16 protein-coding genes, 1 rRNA gene and 1 pseudogene are annotated in these 17426 nt (G+C 53.5%); 8 read left to right on the top strand and 10 right to left on the bottom strand.

What is annotated here, in order from left to right:
• Positions 1-324: 324 nt before the first annotated feature.
• The 5 genes and pseudogenes from rseC to rseD all read right to left on the bottom strand — a co-directional run bounded on the left by rseC (position 325) and on the right by rseD (position 3175).
• Positions 325-804, bottom strand: a complete 480-nt coding sequence (gene rseC / locus JTI98_RS10260) for a SoxR-reducing system protein RseC (RefSeq protein WP_042999716.1) — start codon at positions 802-804, stop codon at positions 325-327.
• A complete protein-coding gene (gene rseB, locus JTI98_RS10255) occupies positions 801-1757 on the bottom strand; it encodes a sigma-E factor regulatory protein RseB (RefSeq protein WP_044326603.1) in 957 nt (318 codons plus the stop codon). The genes rseC and rseB overlap by 4 nt, the downstream gene beginning before the upstream one ends.
• Positions 1757-2407: an anti-sigma-E factor RseA gene (gene rseA, locus JTI98_RS10250; protein ID WP_042999714.1), complete on the bottom strand. Its 651-nt coding sequence runs from the start codon at positions 2405-2407 to the stop codon at positions 1757-1759. The genes rseB and rseA overlap by 1 nt, the downstream gene beginning before the upstream one ends.
• A gap of 30 nt (positions 2408-2437) precedes the next feature.
• On the bottom strand, positions 2438-3013 hold the full coding sequence (rpoE, locus tag JTI98_RS10245) for an RNA polymerase sigma factor RpoE (RefSeq protein ID WP_000003307.1): 576 nt from the start codon (positions 3011-3013) through the stop codon (positions 2438-2440).
• Positions 3010-3175: pseudogene (gene rseD / locus JTI98_RS10240) on the bottom strand (rpoE leader peptide RseD). Before rseD ends, rpoE begins: the two are co-directional and overlap by 4 nt.
• Before the next feature lie 261 nt (positions 3176-3436).
• On the opposite strand from rseD, the gene nadB reads away from it, so the two are divergent.
• Positions 3437-5059, top strand: a complete 1623-nt coding sequence (nadB, locus tag JTI98_RS10235; protein WP_044253156.1) for an L-aspartate oxidase — start codon at positions 3437-3439, stop codon at positions 5057-5059.
• Here the strand turns inward: nadB and trmN are convergent.
• On the bottom strand, positions 5044-5781 hold the full coding sequence (trmN, locus tag JTI98_RS10230) for a tRNA(1)(Val) (adenine(37)-N(6))-methyltransferase TrmN (protein ID WP_044253159.1): 738 nt from the start codon (positions 5779-5781) through the stop codon (positions 5044-5046). The two genes, nadB and trmN, sit on opposite strands and share 16 nt — an antisense overlap.
• Before the next feature lie 131 nt (positions 5782-5912).
• Here trmN and srmB point away from each other — a divergent pair, with 131 nt between their 5' ends.
• Entirely contained in the window at positions 5913-7247 is a 1335-nt protein-coding gene (gene srmB, locus JTI98_RS10225) for an ATP-dependent RNA helicase SrmB (RefSeq protein ID WP_044326604.1), read from the top strand.
• Positions 7248-7291: 44 nt separating this feature from the next.
• On the opposite strand, the gene grcA is transcribed toward srmB, so the two are convergent.
• Positions 7292-7675 (bottom strand): autonomous glycyl radical cofactor GrcA, encoded by a 384-nt coding sequence (gene grcA, locus JTI98_RS10220; RefSeq protein ID WP_042999710.1) that lies wholly within the window; start codon positions 7673-7675, stop codon positions 7292-7294.
• Positions 7676-7992: 317 nt separating this feature from the next.
• Here grcA and ung point away from each other — a divergent pair, with 317 nt between their 5' ends.
• Entirely contained in the window at positions 7993-8682 is a 690-nt protein-coding gene (gene ung / locus JTI98_RS10215) for a uracil-DNA glycosylase (protein ID WP_042999709.1), read from the top strand.
• 32 nt (positions 8683-8714) lie between these two features.
• Here the strand turns inward: ung and JTI98_RS10210 are convergent, their stop codons facing one another.
• Positions 8715-9752 carry a tRNA/rRNA methyltransferase gene (locus JTI98_RS10210; protein ID WP_044326605.1) on the bottom strand — a complete coding sequence of 346 codons (1038 nt, stop codon included), beginning with the start codon at positions 9750-9752 and terminating at the stop codon, positions 8715-8717.
• A gap of 206 nt (positions 9753-9958) precedes the next feature.
• On the opposite strand from JTI98_RS10210, the gene trxC reads away from it, so the two are divergent.
• The 5 genes from trxC (at position 9959) to JTI98_RS10180 (ending at position 15678) form a co-directional block, all read left to right on the top strand.
• Positions 9959-10378: a thioredoxin TrxC gene (gene trxC, locus JTI98_RS10205; protein WP_058586970.1), complete on the top strand. Its 420-nt coding sequence runs from the start codon at positions 9959-9961 to the stop codon at positions 10376-10378.
• A 68-nt stretch (positions 10379-10446) separates the two neighbouring features.
• Complete coding sequence (tapT, locus tag JTI98_RS10200) at positions 10447-11145, top strand: tRNA-uridine aminocarboxypropyltransferase (protein WP_044326606.1); 699 nt, start codon at positions 10447-10449, stop codon at positions 11143-11145.
• Between the two features lie 35 nt (positions 11146-11180).
• Entirely contained in the window at positions 11181-13841 is a 2661-nt protein-coding gene (gene pat, locus JTI98_RS10195; protein ID WP_044253168.1) for a protein lysine acetyltransferase, read from the top strand.
• A 113-nt stretch (positions 13842-13954) separates the two neighbouring features.
• The gene (pssA, locus tag JTI98_RS10185) at positions 13955-15310 is read left to right on the top strand and encodes a CDP-diacylglycerol--serine O-phosphatidyltransferase (RefSeq protein ID WP_044253171.1); all 1356 of its coding nucleotides are present in this window, start codon (positions 13955-13957) and stop codon (positions 15308-15310) included.
• 41 nt (positions 15311-15351) lie between these two features.
• Positions 15352-15678 (top strand): YfiM family lipoprotein, encoded by a 327-nt coding sequence (locus JTI98_RS10180; protein WP_072011114.1) that lies wholly within the window; start codon positions 15352-15354, stop codon positions 15676-15678.
• Here JTI98_RS10180 and JTI98_RS10175 read toward each other — a convergent pair.
• Positions 15675-16973 (bottom strand): MFS transporter, encoded by a 1299-nt coding sequence (locus tag JTI98_RS10175; RefSeq protein ID WP_044326608.1) that lies wholly within the window; start codon positions 16971-16973, stop codon positions 15675-15677. The two genes, JTI98_RS10180 and JTI98_RS10175, sit on opposite strands and share 4 nt — an antisense overlap.
• A gap of 325 nt (positions 16974-17298) precedes the next feature.
• A 5S ribosomal RNA gene (gene rrf / locus JTI98_RS10170) occupies positions 17299-17414 on the bottom strand.
• Between the last annotated feature and the right edge of the window lie 12 nt (positions 17415-17426).

Below are 17426 nucleotides of genomic sequence, written 5' to 3'. Positions count from 1 at the left end.
ATCGATGTGAGCAATGATCGAAAAGTTACGTATGTTCTTCATATAGTGTAATTATTGTGCCTTACGCCTGGTTGGACAGGCTTTGTGAAGTCGCTGTTCTGAGCTTAACGTCTGTTTAACTGAAACGCCGCATTCTACACTACAACGCTGAGGCGAGGAAATGTTCATAGAGTCAGGATTGCGGGAACTGGAAACGGCATCGCTTTTCTGATGTAAAACATCGTAAGAGAAGCATGACGCCCGATGGCGCAAGCTTATCGGGCCTACTGGACTTGCTGATCGTTTGTAAGTCGGATAAGGCGAAACCGCCATCCGGCAAGAATATCATGGTGCCGTTTCGGTGGAGGGCGTTTCAACGCGAATCATACTGGATGGGAGAGCAACATTAAGAATAACGGGTTGCCAGGCTTCGCGTTCAGCCAGCTTGCGGGAATAGCCACGGGCAATCAGGAATCCGCCGACGCCGCCCAGTATCGCGCCGCTTAACGCCGCGAGATCTGAGCCAAACAGCACCTGAAACAGGGAGGCGATGAGGAATAACCCCACCAGCGGCGACAGATAAACCAGCATGGCGGAACCTAACAGACTGCCTTCGGCAATCCCCAGCTCCACTTTCTGCCCAGGTTCTAACGGCACATCGCTCGCCACCACAATGGTATGCGTGGTCTGCGGCCCGAGTTTATTCAGTACGCGGGTGCCACATCCTGAACGTGAAGCGCAGCTGCTGCAGGACGCTTTCACATCACAGCTCACCAATGCCTCACCGTTTTGCCATGACACCACGGTAGCCCACTCTTTGATCATTGCGCGGCTCCGAACTTAATGGTGTCGGCAATGCGCTTCGCTGTCTGCGGCGGCAATTCACCCACGATGGTAATTTCCGCGTTGTCGCGTACGCTGGTGCTGACCGTTCTGCGCCCGGTGCGCAGCATCTGGTCGGTGCTGGCCTGAGTTGCCCGATTGACGTTAATAGAGAAGCTAAACAGACCGTCGGAGTAGAGACGCGATTCAATCGGCATGTTGTCCATCGTTGGCAACGGTCTGCGCCCGCTGGACACTTCGCTAAACCCTTTCGGAAGCCAGGTCGGATTCCAGCTGAATTTGGCTTTTTCACCCGCCGGAACAGAGAGCAGCGGCGGCAAACTGGCTTTCGCCAGCGTCTGCATGCCGCTACCGACATCCTGATTCACGGTGAAAGCAATCACCCGGAATTGCTCTAACGTTTCGCCATCGCGATCGAGGAGATCGACCCGCATCGGCAGCTTCGTTTCCGTATCCATCCAGACAATATAGCTGTAACGCGTACCATCACGCGCGACCACGCGAATCACTTCGCACAGGCGATCGGCAATTCGGGTACGACCCACAGCAATAAAATCATAGTAGGGAGCAAGACGTTTGAAATCGGTATAGATAAGCGACGGCAGGGAGTCGACGATGTAGTCACCGTTCAGAGTGAACGGTTCGAGTCCAGGCTCGAAGTAGCTAATTTCATTTCCGCGCTGGACCACTTCACGACGCGGACCATCCATTTGCAGCAGCTGCGCAAGCGGACGATTTTCCAGGCGAGCATGGCGATAACGCAGAGACTCAACGCCTTGTTTCGTGATGCTGACGAATGACAGCTCGTAATTGAGTGACTGGCTCGCCACGTTCATCTGCTGCAACAACGCCCCGGACGCAGTGTTGGCCGAGGCGTTGACAGAGAAGAACAGGCTACCCGTCACAAGTGACATGGCAAACCAAAGTTGCTTCATTACTGCGATTGCGTTCCTAAAGTTTGAATTCCTGGCACCTGAACAGCGGCTTGCTGTGTCTGTGCCTGCTCAAACTGAAGCTGTTCGGAGTGCAGTCGGCGTTGCAGTTCGTAATCCTGCAACATGGCGTTGATCCGACGACGCTGCTCCTGTACCTGCTGCTGTTGCCCACCGTTCGCGGTCGCATCAGAAGGTACTCCCAGGCTTACCGGGCTGGCTTTACCCATCATCGGCAAAGTATTAAAGACCGGCGTTTCAGGCTGCTGGGACGTTTCAGATTGTCCATTATAGTGCTGGACACCAACGATAACTGCAAGCGATACGCACGCGGCAACGCCCATTTGGGTAAGTTGCGCGGCCCACGGACGCATTTTTTTCCAGAATGGCATTTTCTGCCATTGCTGCGGCGCAGGCTGGGCCTCTGGAATGAATGGCACCGTATTGCGTACCGGCTCATCTTCAATAGCGGCCATTACGCGAGCGGAAATATCGAAATGAAGCACCTCAGGTGTATCACCCCGCATTGAATCACGGATCAGGTGATAGCTTTCCCAGGTTTTTTGCATATCCGAATCGTGAGCCAGTTCGTTGAGCAACTCACTATCCAGCGTCTCGCCATCCATTAAAGCGGAAAGTTTTTCTTTCTGCATGCCTAATACCTTTTCCAGTATCCGCTATCGTCAACGCCTGATAAGCGGTTGAACTTTATTATCAATAGCTTCCCGCGCTCGGAAGATACGTGAACGCACCGTACCCACCGGACAATCCATGATAGCGGCTATCTCTTCATAGCTCAGGCCATCCAGCTCCCGCAAGGTTATTGCCATACGTAAATCTTCCGGGAGGGACTCAATAGTTCGGAAAACTATCTGTCTCAGTTCTTCTGACAACATTAAGTTCTCAGGGTTCGAAATTTCTTTCAGCGCACCGCCACTTTCGAAGTTTTCTGCTTCAATCGCATCAACATCGCTTGATGGCGGACGACGCCCCTGAGCCACCAGGTAATTCTTCGCTGTATTCACCGCAATGCGATACAGCCAGGTATAAAAAGCACTATCTCCCCGGAACGAGTCCAGCGCACGGTAGGCTTTAATAAATGATTCTTGCACCACATCGGGAACATCGCCCGACGGGACATAACGGGAAACCAGACTCGCCACTTTATGCTGGTAGCGTACTACCAGTAAATTGAAGGCTTTCTGATCTCCCTTCTGGACCCGTTCAACCAGGACCTGGTCCGTTAACTGCTCGCTCATCCGAGGTAAAGTCTCCCCAAACCAAATTTCCACGCGTTCGCGAAACGCCACTCCATTAGCTGCACTATGAGCAAGCAACAGGTTAGAGTGTCTCGTTTTTGTAAAGTTCCGTTACGCATCTGTTTTTTGTTTGTCATGTTGTAGACGGTCATTATCTCTCATTATAAGTCTACCGAGTCTGAACAACGCACTATCTTTAAAAATGCCCATAAACCGGTTGCAGAGTAACCCAACGGCCACTTTATTTCATCCTCTAATCTGATGCTTACGGCCCGCCGCGCAAAATGGTTTCCCCACCTGACATCCTTTTACATCGCACCGTTTTGTTTAGTCATTACAACAACACTGAAAATAAAACGTGCTGAATCGCAGATTCTGGTGCTATGCTGGCCAAACACTGTTTAGTACATTAAACAAAATATCATGAAAACTACGCCTGAACTTTCTTGTGACGTGTTAATTATTGGTAGCGGCGCTGCCGGACTCTCGCTGGCGCTGCGCCTGGCTGAAAAGCACCAGGTTATCGTGCTGAGTAAAGGTCCCGTCAGCGAAGGCTCCACTTTCTATGCGCAGGGCGGGATTGCCGCCGTTTTCGATGAAACCGACAGCATTGATTCACATGTGGAAGATACGCTCATTGCCGGCGCTGGTATTTGCGATCGCCATGCGGTGGAGTTTGTCGCCAGCAATGCCCGTCCCTGCGTACAGTGGTTGATTGATCAGGGGGTGCTATTTGATACCCAGGTGCAGCCTAACGGTGAAGAGAGTTACCATCTGACGCGTGAAGGTGGTCATAGCCATCGTCGCATTTTGCATGCCGCTGATGCCACCGGTAAAGAGGTGGAAACCACGCTGGTCAGCAAGGCGCAAAGCCATCCAAACATCCGGGTACTGGAACGCAGTAATGCCGTCGATTTAATCATCTCCGACAAAATTGGCCTGCCCGGCACACGACGCGTCGTGGGGGCATGGGTCTGGAACCGGAATAAAGAGGCGGTGGAAACCTGTCACGCGAAGTCTGTCGTGCTGGCGACCGGCGGCGCATCAAAGGTGTATCAATATACAACGAATCCGGACATTTCCTCCGGCGACGGTATTGCGATGGCCTGGCGTGCGGGATGCCGGGTTGCGAATCTCGAATTTAATCAGTTCCACCCTACCGCGCTGTATCATCCCCAGGCACGTAATTTCCTGCTTACCGAAGCGCTGCGCGGAGAAGGTGCTCATCTCAAACGCCCGGACGGCACGCGGTTTATGCCAGACTTTGACGCGCGAGGGGAACTGGCGCCGCGCGATATCGTCGCCCGCGCTATCGACCATGAAATGAAGCGTCTCGGTGCGGACTGTATGTTCCTTGATATCAGCCATAAGCCAGAAGCCTTTGTGCGTCAGCATTTCCCGATGATTTACGAAAAGCTGCTGGGGCTGGGTATCGACCTGACCAAAGAACCAGTGCCCATCGTGCCAGCAGCACACTACACCTGCGGTGGCGTGATGGTTGACGACTTTGGTCGTACCGATGTGGACGGCCTGTATGCGATCGGGGAAGTGAGCTACACCGGCCTGCACGGCGCGAACCGGATGGCCTCAAACTCGCTGCTGGAGTGTCTGGTATACGGCTGGTCCGCAGCGGAAGATATCGACAGACGAATGCCTTACGCCCGTGGCGTAAGCGCCCTGCCCGCCTGGGATGAAAGTCGCGTGGACAACCCTGACGAACTGGTGGTGATTCAGCATAACTGGCATGAGCTGCGGCTGTTTATGTGGGACTACGTGGGGATTGTGCGCACCACCAAACGTCTGGAGCGGGCCCTGCGTCGTATCACTATGTTACAACAGGAGATCGACGAATATTACGCCCATTTCCGCGTCTCGAATAATTTGCTGGAGTTACGCAACCTGGTTCAGGTCGCCGAGCTGATTGTGCGCTGTGCGATGATGCGCAAAGAGAGCCGCGGTCTGCACTACACGCTCGATTATCCGGCACTGCTGGAGGAATCTGGCCCATCTGTGCTCTCGCCGTTAACGGCTCACATGAACAGATAAAATGCCTGGGTCAGCGCCGTATAACCTTCGGAGTAACGCTGATCCGGCCCGCGAATCACCAGCCTGTCGCTAAAGCATTCCCCCTTCTTAGGGGAGAATGCCAGCAGCACCCGATGCGGCAACCGCGCCTCCGTTTCAGCAACGTCGGTGCGTAGCCGTAAATGCCAGCCCATATTTAACGCTTGCTGCGTGAAGGTATTGCCGATATTTTCCGGCAACACAACGCACAAGAATCCCTCTTCCGTGATTAGCCCCGTCGCCGTCGCTAACAGCGCAGAATGATCCAGCATCGTGGTATAACGCGCCTGTTCCCGCTGCGGTGTAGCACACTCGACGCCCTGCTCGTAATACGGCGGGTTACTGATGATAAGGTCATATTTAACGGTCTGCCGTGCCGCCCAATGTTGGACATCTTCCGCCTGCACCGTTACCCGATCCGCCCACGGCGACTGGGTAACGTTTTCTTGCGCCTGCGCGGCGGCGTCGCTATCCAGTTCAACGGCATCAACGGTGACGCTTTCATCAGTACGCTGCGCCAGCATCAGCGCCAACAGTCCGCTGCCGGTACCGATATCGAGGATCCGCTTTACGCCCGCCACCGGTGCCCATGCCCCTAACAGAATCCCATCTGTTCCGACTTTCATCGCACAACGATCGTGCGCGACAAAAAACTGTTTAAAAGTAAATCCATTACGACGAAGGACGGATGTAGACTGAGGCATGAATTAAAAACCTTGCAGGAAAAACGGCAACAGCACCTGGTGAAAACAATACCTGAGAAGCGATATCCATACAAACAGATGAAGATTGCAGCCGTAACGTCTATAATCAGCGCCCCACACAGAGGTAGAACATGACTGTAACGACTTTTTCCGAACTTGAACTCGATGAAAGCCTGCTGGATGCCCTCCAGGAAAAAGGTTTCACTCGCCCGACCGCCATTCAGGCTGCCGCCATTCCGCCTGCACTCGAAGGCCGTGACGTACTCGGTTCTGCGCCGACAGGCACCGGTAAAACGGCGGCATATTTGCTGCCAGCGTTGCAGCACCTGCTCGACTTCCCGCGTAAAAAATCCGGTCCGCCACGTATTTTGATCCTGACTCCGACTCGCGAACTGGCGATGCAGGTCGCCGATCATGCCCGTGAACTGGCCAAAAACACCCATCTGGATATCGCGACAATTACCGGCGGCGTAGCCTACATGAACCACGCCGAAGTGTTCAGCGAAAACCAGGATATCGTGGTCGCCACCACCGGGCGTCTGCTGCAGTATATTAAAGAAGAGAATTTTGACTGCCGCGCCGTGGAAACGCTGATCCTCGACGAAGCCGACCGAATGCTGGATATGGGCTTTGCCCAGGACATCGAGCACATCGCCGGGGAAACGCGCTGGCGCAAACAGACGATGCTGTTCTCCGCCACGCTGGAAGGCGATGCGATTAAAGATTTTGCCGAACGTCTGCTGGAAGAGCCGGTCGAAGTCTCCGCTACGCCATCCACCCGCGAACGTAAGAAGATCCACCAGTGGTATTACCGCGCGGATAACGTCGAACATAAATTCGAACTGCTGAAGCACCTGCTGAAGCAAGACGACGCCACCCGTACCATTGTGTTTGTCCGCAAGCGCGAGCGCGTGCACGAACTGGCTGAAAAGCTGCGTCTGGCGGGGATCAACAACTGCTATCTCGAAGGTGAGATGGCGCAGATCAAGCGTAACGAAGGCATTAAGCGTCTTACTGACGGTCGCGTTAACGTGTTGGTCGCCACCGATGTTGCCGCACGCGGGATCGATATTCCTGACGTCAGCCACGTGATTAACTTCGACATGCCGCGTAGCGGAGACACCTATCTGCACCGCATTGGCCGTACCGGCCGCGCCGGTCGCAAGGGCACCGCAATCTCGCTGGTCGAAGCGCACGATCACCTGCTGCTGCTGAAAATTGGTCGCTACATTGAAGAACCGCTGAAATCCAGGGTGATTGATGAGTTGCGCCCAACCTCACGCGCTCCGAGCGAAAAGATGACGGGCAAACCGTCGAAAAAAGCACTCGCGAAACGTGAAGAGAAGAAAAAAGAGAAAGACAAAGAGAAACCACGCGTGAAGAAACGCCATCGCGATACCAGGAACATTGGTAAACGTCGCAAGCCGAGTGCGGCAACGACGCCGCAGGAGTCAAACGAAGAGTAAAAAAACGCCGGGATTTCCCGGCGTTTTTATTTAAACGTTAAGCCTTACAGGCTTTCAGTAAAGGTACGAGCGATAACGTCGCGCTGCTGTTCCGGCGTCAGTGAGTTAAAGCGCACGGCATAACCCGAAACACGGATAGTCAGCTGCGGGTATTTTTCCGGATGCTTAACCGCATCTTCCAGCGTTTCACGACGCAAAACGTTAACGTTCAGGTGCTGGCCACCTTCCACACGAACTTCCGGTTTCACTTCCATCGGAATTTCGCGGTACTCAATTTCACCCAGTTTGCTGACCGCTACCACGTCATCTTCGGCAAAACCGGCTTTCGCTGCGATGCAACGCGCTTCGCCTTTTTCGCTGTCCAGCAGCCAGAAGGAATTCAGCAGATCGTCATTAGCGGCTTTAGTAATCTGGATACCTGTAATCATTGTGATGCCTCCCCGGCAAAGTATTTGATTAGGGTTGGCCGGCTCGCGGCCAATTGGTAAAACCATTGTTGCTTGAGTGTATATATACCCCCCTAACACCCTCGATTCATTGATTTAAATCAATAAAATCCACATGCAGAATAGGGAGATGAGATGATTTTATTGTTTTACATCAACTTACGCCATGTGAAGACATAAACTTTTTACACAAATTTTCAACTTTATTAAGTGCATAGCGCACATCATCGCGGAGAGAATTTTGCGCCGTCGAAAGAAGCAGTTAAGCTATGACGATTGAGAATTCGCAGGAGAGCGAGATGGCCACTGAATTAACCTGGCACGATGTGCTGGCTGAAGAGAAACAGCAGCCCTACTTTATCAATACGCTGCATACCGTCGCCGGAGAGCGTCAGTCCGGGATCACGGTTTATCCGCCGCAAAAAGATGTGTTTAATGCGTTTCGCTTCACCGAACTGGGTGATGTCAAGGTCGTGATCCTTGGACAGGATCCCTACCACGGTCCCGGGCAGGCGCATGGTCTGGCGTTTTCTGTCCGCCCCGGTATTGCTACGCCCCCTTCGCTGCTGAACATGTATAAGGAACTGGAGGGGTCGATCCCCGGTTTCACTCGTCCTGCCCACGGTTATCTGGAAAGCTGGGCGCATCAGGGCGTTCTGCTGCTTAATACGGTATTAACCGTGCGGGCGGGTCAGGCGCACTCTCATGCCAGTCTGGGATGGGAAACGTTCACCGATAAAGTGATCGGCCTGATTAATCAACATCGTGAAGGGGTGGTTTTTCTGCTCTGGGGCTCTCATGCGCAGAAGAAAGGCGCGATCATTGATCAAAAACGTCATCATGTCCTGAAAGCGCCTCATCCTTCACCGCTCTCGGCGCATCGTGGATTTTTTGGCTGTAACCATTTTGTGTTGGCGAATCAGTGGTTGGAACAACGCGGCGAGAAGCCGATTGACTGGATGCCCGTTTTACCGGCGGAGAGCGAATAAAAAAATGCCAGCGAATCGCTGGCGTTTTTCCATCAGGCTTTGTTCTGACGCCACCATTCGGCAAGCAGCACACCGGTTGCCACCGAGACGTTCAGGCTTTCAACATTACCCGTACCGTCGATTTTAACGCACAGATCGCTGGCATCGCGCGCCGCATCCGGCAAACCGTCAACGTCCTGACCTAACACCAGGACGATTTTCTCTGGCAGTTCAGTTTTAAACAGCGGCTTACCGCGTTCACTAGACGTTGTCACCACGGTGTAACCCGCCTGACGGAAATCATCCAACACATCAACGATGCTGTCGCCGGTAATCGGCTGAACGTGTTCGGCACCGCCTTCTGCGGTACGAATCGCCGCACCGGACTCCAGCAGCGCCGCATCCTGCACCACTACGCCTTTCACACCGAAGTGCGCGCAGCTACGCATCATGCCACCGAGGTTGTGCGGGTTAGAAATAGCTTCCAGCGCTAACACACAGTCCTGCGCGCCCGCCTGGCTTACCCACTGTTTCACCGTCGTGCCGTTACGTTTTTTAATCAGGAAGCAGACACCGCCGTGATGTTCGGTACCTGAAGCTTTCGCCAGTTCCGCTTCATCAACCACATGGTACGCTTTGCGGTTTGCCGCCATCCAGCGTAATGCTTCTTTGAAGCGCGGCGTGACGCTCTGAATGAACCAGGCGCGGACAATCGCGTCCGGACGACTCTGGAACAGGGCCTGACAGGCATTTTCACCGTAAACGCGGGTCTCTTCTGCACGTTGACGACGTAAGACTTCAGGATCGATAAAGCTTTTACCGCTGATACCACCGTGATCGGCTTTTTCAGGCGTTTCATCACCCGGCGCGCGGGACACGGTCCGCCACGGTGAGTCTTCACGCTTGCGATCGCGGCTCGGAGGGGTTCTTTCATCGCGGGCGGGGCGACGGCCACCGTCGGCACGAGATTTTCCTGGACGCCCGCCACCTTTCCCGGTACGCGGGTTATGGGTACGTTTATCAGAATCATCATCACTGCGGACATACATCACTTTGACCTTGCCGCTTTTGTTTTTCAATTCATCGTTCATGCTTTTCTCCACCAGCGCTGCGCGAAGCGCGCAGATTACCCGATGTGCGCCAGGTTAGCCATTATTTCATTTAAAAGCTTATGACTATTGTACTCATTGAATAAAACAGATTGTCGTTTAAAACAGTCTCATCGATAATATGTAACATATTAGAAACATACCGGCGTCTCTGCCGTTCAATACCCCGACGCATCCAGAGGTTAGTTATGAATACCGTTTGTACCAGCTGCCAGGCCATCAACCGCATTCCCGACAATCGGGTTGAGGATGCGGCAAAATGCGGACGCTGTGGTCACGACCTGTTCGACGGGGAGGTGATCAATGCGACCGGTGAAACACTGGATAAACTGCTCAAAGACGATCTGCCCGTCGTAATCGATTTCTGGGCACCGTGGTGCGGCCCATGCCGTAACTTCGCCCCGATCTTTGAAGATGTCGCCGAAGAACGCAGCGGCAAAGTTCGCTTCGTGAAGATCAACACGGAAGCGGAACGAGAGCTCAGTGCACGCTTTGGTATCCGTAGTATTCCCACCATTATGATCTTCAAAAACGGTCAGGTTGTCGACATGCTGAACGGCGCGGTTCCCAAAGCGCCATTTGATAGTTGGCTGAACGAGTCACTGTAAACTCTGCGGGGCGCATCTTGTGCCCCGTTTTCACCTCTGCGACAATAGCGTTTTTCAACGCATTCTCTATGACTGAAAACGCTGTTCTCACGCTTCGCGCTGAACGTCTGGCGCGCGCCACTCGCCCTTTTCTCGCCCGAGGCAATCGTATTCGTCGCTGCCAGCGCTGCTTGCTGCCGCTGAAACTTTGCCTGTGCGCGACGCTGTCGCCTTCTCAGGCAACGAGCCGTTTTTGTCTGGTGATGTTTGATACTGAACCGATGAAACCGAGCAATACCGGGCGTCTGATCGCCGATATTTTACCGGATACTGCCGCGTTTCAGTGGTCGCGGACAGAACCACCGCAGGCCTTGCTGGATCTGGTGAAAAACCCGGCGTATCAGCCGATGGTGGTATTCCCCGCCTCCTATGCCGATGCTGAACGTGTGGTGATTTCCACTCCACCGACAGGTAAGCCTCCGCTGTTTATTATGCTCGACGGCACCTGGCCGGAAGCGCGTAAGATGTTCCGTAAAAGCCCGTATCTCGACTCTCTCCCCGTGATCTCGGTGGATCTGTCGCGGTTGTCGGCCTATCACCTGCGCGAAGTCCATGCCGAAGGGCAGTACTGTACCGCTGAAGTCGCCATTGCGCTGTTGGATCTGGCCGGTGATACCGATGCAGCAAGCAGCCTCGGCGAGCACTTTACCCGTTTTAAAACGCGCTACCTCGCAGGAAAAACCCAACATCAGGGAAGCATCACAGCAGAATCAGCAGAAAGCGTTTAGAATCATTCGGTCACTTCTGTGTAAGGGAAACCGGTATGAGTCAGCGAGGACTGGAAGCACTTCTGCGACCAAAATCGATCGCGGTGATCGGGGCATCGATGAAGCCCAATCGGGCGGGATATCTGATGATGCGCAACCTGCTGGCAGGAGGATTTAACGGTCCCGTTTTGCCGGTAACCCCAGCCTGGAAAGCCGTTCTGGGCGTCCTGGCATGGCCCGATATTGCCAGTCTGCCCTTCACCCCCGACCTTGCCGTGCTGTGTACCAATGCCAGCCGTAATCTGGCCTTGCTGGAAGCGCTTGGGGAAAAAGGCTGTAAAACCTGCATTATTCTCTCGGCCCCTGGCGCGCAACATGCAGAACTGCTGACCTGTGCGCAACGCTACAACATGCGTCTGCTCGGCCCTAACAGTCTTGGCCTGCTGGCACCCTGGCAGGGATTGAATGCCAGCTTCTCGCCGGTCCCGATTAAGCGCGGCAAACTGGCCTTTATTTCTCAGTCCGCTGCGGTTTCCAATACCATTCTCGACTGGGCACAGCAGCGGGAAATGGGCTTTTCCTATTTCATTGCCCTCGGCGACAGCCTGGATATTGATGTCGATGAGCTGCTGGATTATCTGGCGCGTGACAGCAAAACCAGCGCTATTTTGCTTTATCTCGAACATCTCAGCGATGCCCGGCACTTTGTATCCGCCGCCCGTAGCGCCGCGCGCAACAAACCCATTCTGGTGATTAAGAGCGGTCGCAGCCCGGCAGCGCAGCGGTTATTGCATACCAGCGCCGGAATGGATCCGGCCTGGGATGCCGCCATTCAACGCGCCGGTCTGCTGCGCGTGAAAGATACCCATGAGCTCTTTTCCGCAGTGGAAACGCTCAGCCATATGCGTCCTCTGCGCGGTGACAGGCTGATGATCATCAGTAACGGTGCCGCGCCTGCGGCGCTGGCGCTTGATCAACTTTGGTCCCGCAACGGCAAGCTCGCCATGCTGAGTGAAGAGACCAGCCAGAAACTGCGCGATGCTCTGCCTGCCCATGTCGAGATCGCCAACCCACTGGACCTGCGTGACGATGCCAGCATTGAACATTACACCCGAACGCTGGACATTCTGCTCGCCAGCCAGGACTTTGACGCTCTGATGGTGATTCACTCCCCCAGTGCCGCCGCCCCCGCCACCGAGTGTGCACAAACGCTGATTGGAACCGTTAAGCACCACCCGCGTGGAAAATTTGTCTCGCTATTGACCAACTGGTGTGGCGAGTTTTCCTCTCAGGAAGCCCGTAGACTGTTCAGTGAAGCCGGACTCCCTACCTATCGTACTCCGGAAGGGACGATCACTGCGTTTATGCATATGGTCGAATACCGGCGCAACCAGAAACAGCTGCGTGAAACGCCGGCCCTGCCCAGCAATCTGACCTCCAACACGGCCCAGGCGCATGATCTGCTTCAGCAGGCGATTGCCGATGGAGCAACTTCACTCGATACCCATGAGGTTCAGCCGATCCTGCAGGCTTATGGCTTACATACGCTCCCGACCTGGATTGCCGGCGACAGCATCGAGGCCGTCCATATTGCAGAACAGATTGGCTACCCGGTCGCGCTGAAGCTGCGTTCACCGGACATCCCGCACAAATCTGAAGTTCAGGGCGTAATGCTCTACCTGCGTACGGCAAACGAAGTTCAACAGGCAGCCAATGCAATTATTGATCGTGTGAAAATGACCTGGCCCCAGGCGCGGATCCACGGTCTGCTGGTGCAGAGTATGGCGAACCGTGCGGGAGCGCAGGAACTGCGCGTGGTGGTTGAGCACGATCCCGTATTTGGCCCATTGATCATGTTGGGTGAAGGCGGCGTTGAGTGGCGGCCTGAAGAGCAGGCCGTGGTGGCATTACCGCCGCTAAACATGAACCTGGCGCGTTATTTAGTGATTCAGGCGATCAAGAATAAAAAGATCCGTGGCCGCAGTGCGCTGCGCCCGTTGGATGTCGCGGGGTTAAGTCAGTTGCTGGTTCAGGTCTCAAACCTGATTGTCGACTGCCCGGAGATCCAGCGTCTGGATATTCACCCGCTGCTGGCCTCCGCCGGTGAGTTTACCGCCCTGGATGTCACGCTGGATATCGCCCCATTCGAGGGCGATAACGAAAGTCGTCTTGCCATTCGCCCCTATCCGCATCAACTGGAAGAGTGGGTGGAGATGAAAAATGGCGAGCAATGTCTGTTCCGTCCTATCCTGCCAGAAGATGAACCCCAACTTCAGCAGTTTATTTCCCAGGTCACCAAAGAAGATCTTTATTACCGCTATTTCAGCGAGATCAATGAATTTACTCATGAAGATTTAGCCAACATGACGCAAATCGACTACGATCGGGAAATGGCGTTTGTTGCGGTGAGGCGCGTAGAACGAACGGAAGAGATCCTGGGTGTGACGCGAGCGATCTCCGATCCGGATAATATTGATGCGGAATTTGCCGTACTGGTTCGTTCCGATCTTAAAGGGTTAGGATTGGGTCGTCGATTGCTGGAAAAATTGATTACCTATACACGAGATCACGGACTGAGAAGGCTGAATGGTATTACGATGCCAAATAATCGTGGCATGGTCGCGCTGGCGCGTAAGCTTGGGTTTAGCGTGGATATCCAGCTCGAAGAGGGAATCGTCGGGCTGTCGCTGGATCTGGCTCCGCCCGAGGAATCGTGAGTAAGGTACTGGAAATGTTGACCACTTTAACGGGGACGGTGTTATCATTGCCCGCTTATGTCGTCTGCATAGCACAGAGGACCCTTCAATGAACAGAGAAGAAATGCACTGTGATGTTGTCAAAATTTAAGCGTAATAAACATCAACAACACCTTGCCCAACTACCTAAGATTTCTCAATCAGTTGATGATGTCGATTTCTTTTATGCTCCCGCCAGGTTCAGGGAGACCCTGCTGGAAAAGATAGCCAGCGCGAAGCAGCGCATTTGCATTATTGCCCTGTATCTGGAACAGGATGACGGTGGCAAAGGCATTCTTAGCGCGCTTTACGAGGCGAAACGGCAGCGTCCTGAGTTGGATGTTCGGGTACTCGTCGACTGGCATCGTGCGCAGCGTGGACGTATTGGCGCGGCAGCATCCAATACCAACGCCGACTGGTATTGCCGAATGGCGCATGAAAATCCGGGTGTCGATGTGCCGGTATACGGTGTGCCGATCAATACCCGCGAAGCCCTTGGCGTGCTGCACTTTAAAGGCTTTATCATTGATGATAGCGTCCTGTACAGCGGCGCCAGTCTTAACGATGTCTATCTGCATCAGCACGATAAATATCGCTATGACCGCTATCAGCTAATCCGCAACGCCAGAATGGCAGACATCATGTTCGAGTGGGTGACCCAGAACCTGATGAACGGTCGTGGCGTAAATCGTCTGGATAATACCCAGCGTCCGAAAAGCCCGGAGATTAAAAACGACATTCGTTTATACCGCCAGGAGCTTCGTGACGCGGCTTATCACTTCCAGGGCGATGCCGATAATGAACAGCTGTCCGTGACGCCATTGGTCGGTCTGGGGAAATCCAGCCTGCTGAACAAAACCATTTTCCACCTTATGCCCTGTGCAGAGCATAAGCTCACGATTTGCACCCCCTATTTCAACCTGCCAGCAATTCTTGTTCGCAACATCATTCAACTGCTGCGCGAAGGGAAGAAGGTTGAGATCATTGTGGGGGATAAAACCGCCAACGATTTTTATATCCCGGAAAATGAACCATTTAAGATAATTGGCGCATTGCCCTATCTCTATGAGATTAACCTGCGTCGTTTCCTGAGTCGTTTGCAGTATTACGTCAATACCGATCAACTGGTCGTTCGCTTGTGGAAAGATGACGACAATACCTACCATCTAAAAGGGATGTGGATCGATGACAAGTGGATGCTGCTGACCGGGAACAACCTCAACCCGCGCGCCTGGCGTCTGGATCTGGAAAATGCGATCCTGATCCACGATCCTAAGCAAGAGCTGGCTGCACAGCGCGAGAAAGAGCTGGCGCTAATTCGTACGCATACCACGGTCGTTAAACACTATCGTGACTTGCAGAGCATTGCCGATTACCCGGTAAAAGTTCGCAAACTGATCCGTCGATTACGTCGTATTCGAATCGACAGGCTGATAAGCCGTATTCTGTAAAAGTGAAACCCCGTCCTGAACGGGGTTTTTTCTATGGGGGCATGGTGCGCGTTATTTTTCTTCTGAGCGCCTTTATTCTGTCAGGCTGTAGCCATATGGCGCAGGATAGCTGGAGTGGGCAGGACAAAGCACAGCACTTTATTGCTTCCGCGATGCTCTCAGCCGCAGGTAATGAGTACGCGCAACATCAGGGAATCAGCCGCGATCACAGTGCGATGATAGGGTTTATGTTCTCGGTCAGTCTGGGGGCGTCAAAGGAGCTTTGGGATAGCCGCCCCGCAGGGAGCGGCTGGAGTTGGAAAGACTTTGCCTGGGATGTCGCCGGTGCAACGACCGGCTATACCCTCTGGCAAATGGCGCATCACTAGAGGCGCAGACCTTTCCCTTTGCGATGCAACGTCAGCGAAACCAAAAATGCGACGATCGACATAACGGTAACATACCAGAAGAACGACGTCTCCATACCGACAGACTTCAGCGACAGCGCCACATATTCCGCCGAACCACCAAACAGAGCATTCGCCACGGCATAAGAAAGCCCCACTCCTAATGCACGAACCTGTGCCGGGAACATTTCAGCTTTCAATATACCGCTGATCGAGGTGTAGAAACTGACGATCAGCAGCGCGCACATTACCAGACCAAATGCTGCATACGGCGAAGTCACATTCTGAAGCGCGGTCAAAATGGGGACAGTAAACAGGGTTGCCAGCGCGCCGAAACACAGCATGGAGGTACGTCGGCCAATTTTATCTGACAACGCACCAAACAGCGGCTGCACGAGCATATAAACAAATAGCGCTGCCGTCATAATGCCGCTTGCCACATTGGCATGCATACCTGCGGTGTTTACCAGATACTTTTGCATATAGGTGGTGAAGGTATAGAAGCACAGCGATCCCGCCGCGGTGAACCCGAGCACCATGATGAACGCTCTACGGTTACGCCATAACCCTTTCAGCGAGCCCGCCTCTTTCAGCGCACGCGTTTCCTGCTTTGATGTTTCATCCAGTTGACGACGTAACCAGAGCGCCACAACCGCCAGTACTGCGCCTAATGCGAAAGGAATACGCCAGCCCCACTCTCTGAGGGCTGAATCTTCCATAGTCTGCTGTAAGACAACCACAACCAGCAGCGCCAACAGTTGACCACCGATAAGTGTGACGTACTGGAAAGAGGCGTAAAACCCCTTACGGCCCTCGACAGCAACTTCACTCATGTAGGTCGCGCTGGTGCCATACTCCCCACCAACAGATAATCCCTGGAACAAACGCGCCAGCAGTAACAGCGCCGGAGCCCAGGTTCCAATGGTTTCATAACCTGGCAGGCAGGCGATCACCAGCGATCCCAGACACATCATACAAACGGACAAAAGCATGGATTTTTTACGACCATGTTTATCGGCGATACGACCGAATAGCCAACCACCAATCGGACGCATTAAAAACCCGGCCGCAAAAACGCCTGCGGTTTGTAGTAGCTGCGTTGTCGTGTTTCCGGAAGGAAAGAAGATGTGGGCAAAATAGAGCGAGCAAAACGAGTAGACATAGAAATCAAACCATTCAACCAGATTTCCGGATGACGCGCCTACAATTGCCCATATGCGACGACGGGTATCACTGTCAGTCAGTGCCCCGTTCGCAGTTACACTGCTTTCAGTCATTAAAGTTGTACTCCTGCCAAAGATCCGGTAGTGTTTGCTGTCTTTTTTAGTAAATGAAATGTTATATAATTGTTATATGTTATTGTGTGACAGCGATCGCGGTTTTAATTAGCAGGGAAAGAATTTAGGAGTAAGCGCAGGGATCAGTTGATGAGATTCAGCGTGACGGCACGCGCAGAGGTTCGACTATTTTGGACGGTCGTGCCCGTTAACCACRGAGCCTCGYCCTGACTGCAGGCCGGATAAGGCAAAGCCAYACTCCAAATTTGCAGCGCARAAACGCAAAAAAGCCCATCCGTCAGGATGGGCTCTTCACTTRWTTGATGCCTGGCAGTTCCCTACTCTCGCATGGGGAGACCCCACACTACCATCGGCGCTACGGCGTTTCACTTCTGAGTTCGGCATGGGGTCAGGTGGGACCACCGCGCTACAGCCGCCAGGCAAATTCTGTTT

It is taken from the genome of Citrobacter sp. MGH 55 (assembly GCF_016906145.1).
GTDB lineage: Bacteria > Pseudomonadota > Gammaproteobacteria > Enterobacterales > Enterobacteriaceae > Citrobacter_A > Citrobacter_A amalonaticus.
Note: the sequence above shows the minus strand (reverse complement) of the source record. Positions and strands in the feature narration are given on the sequence as shown.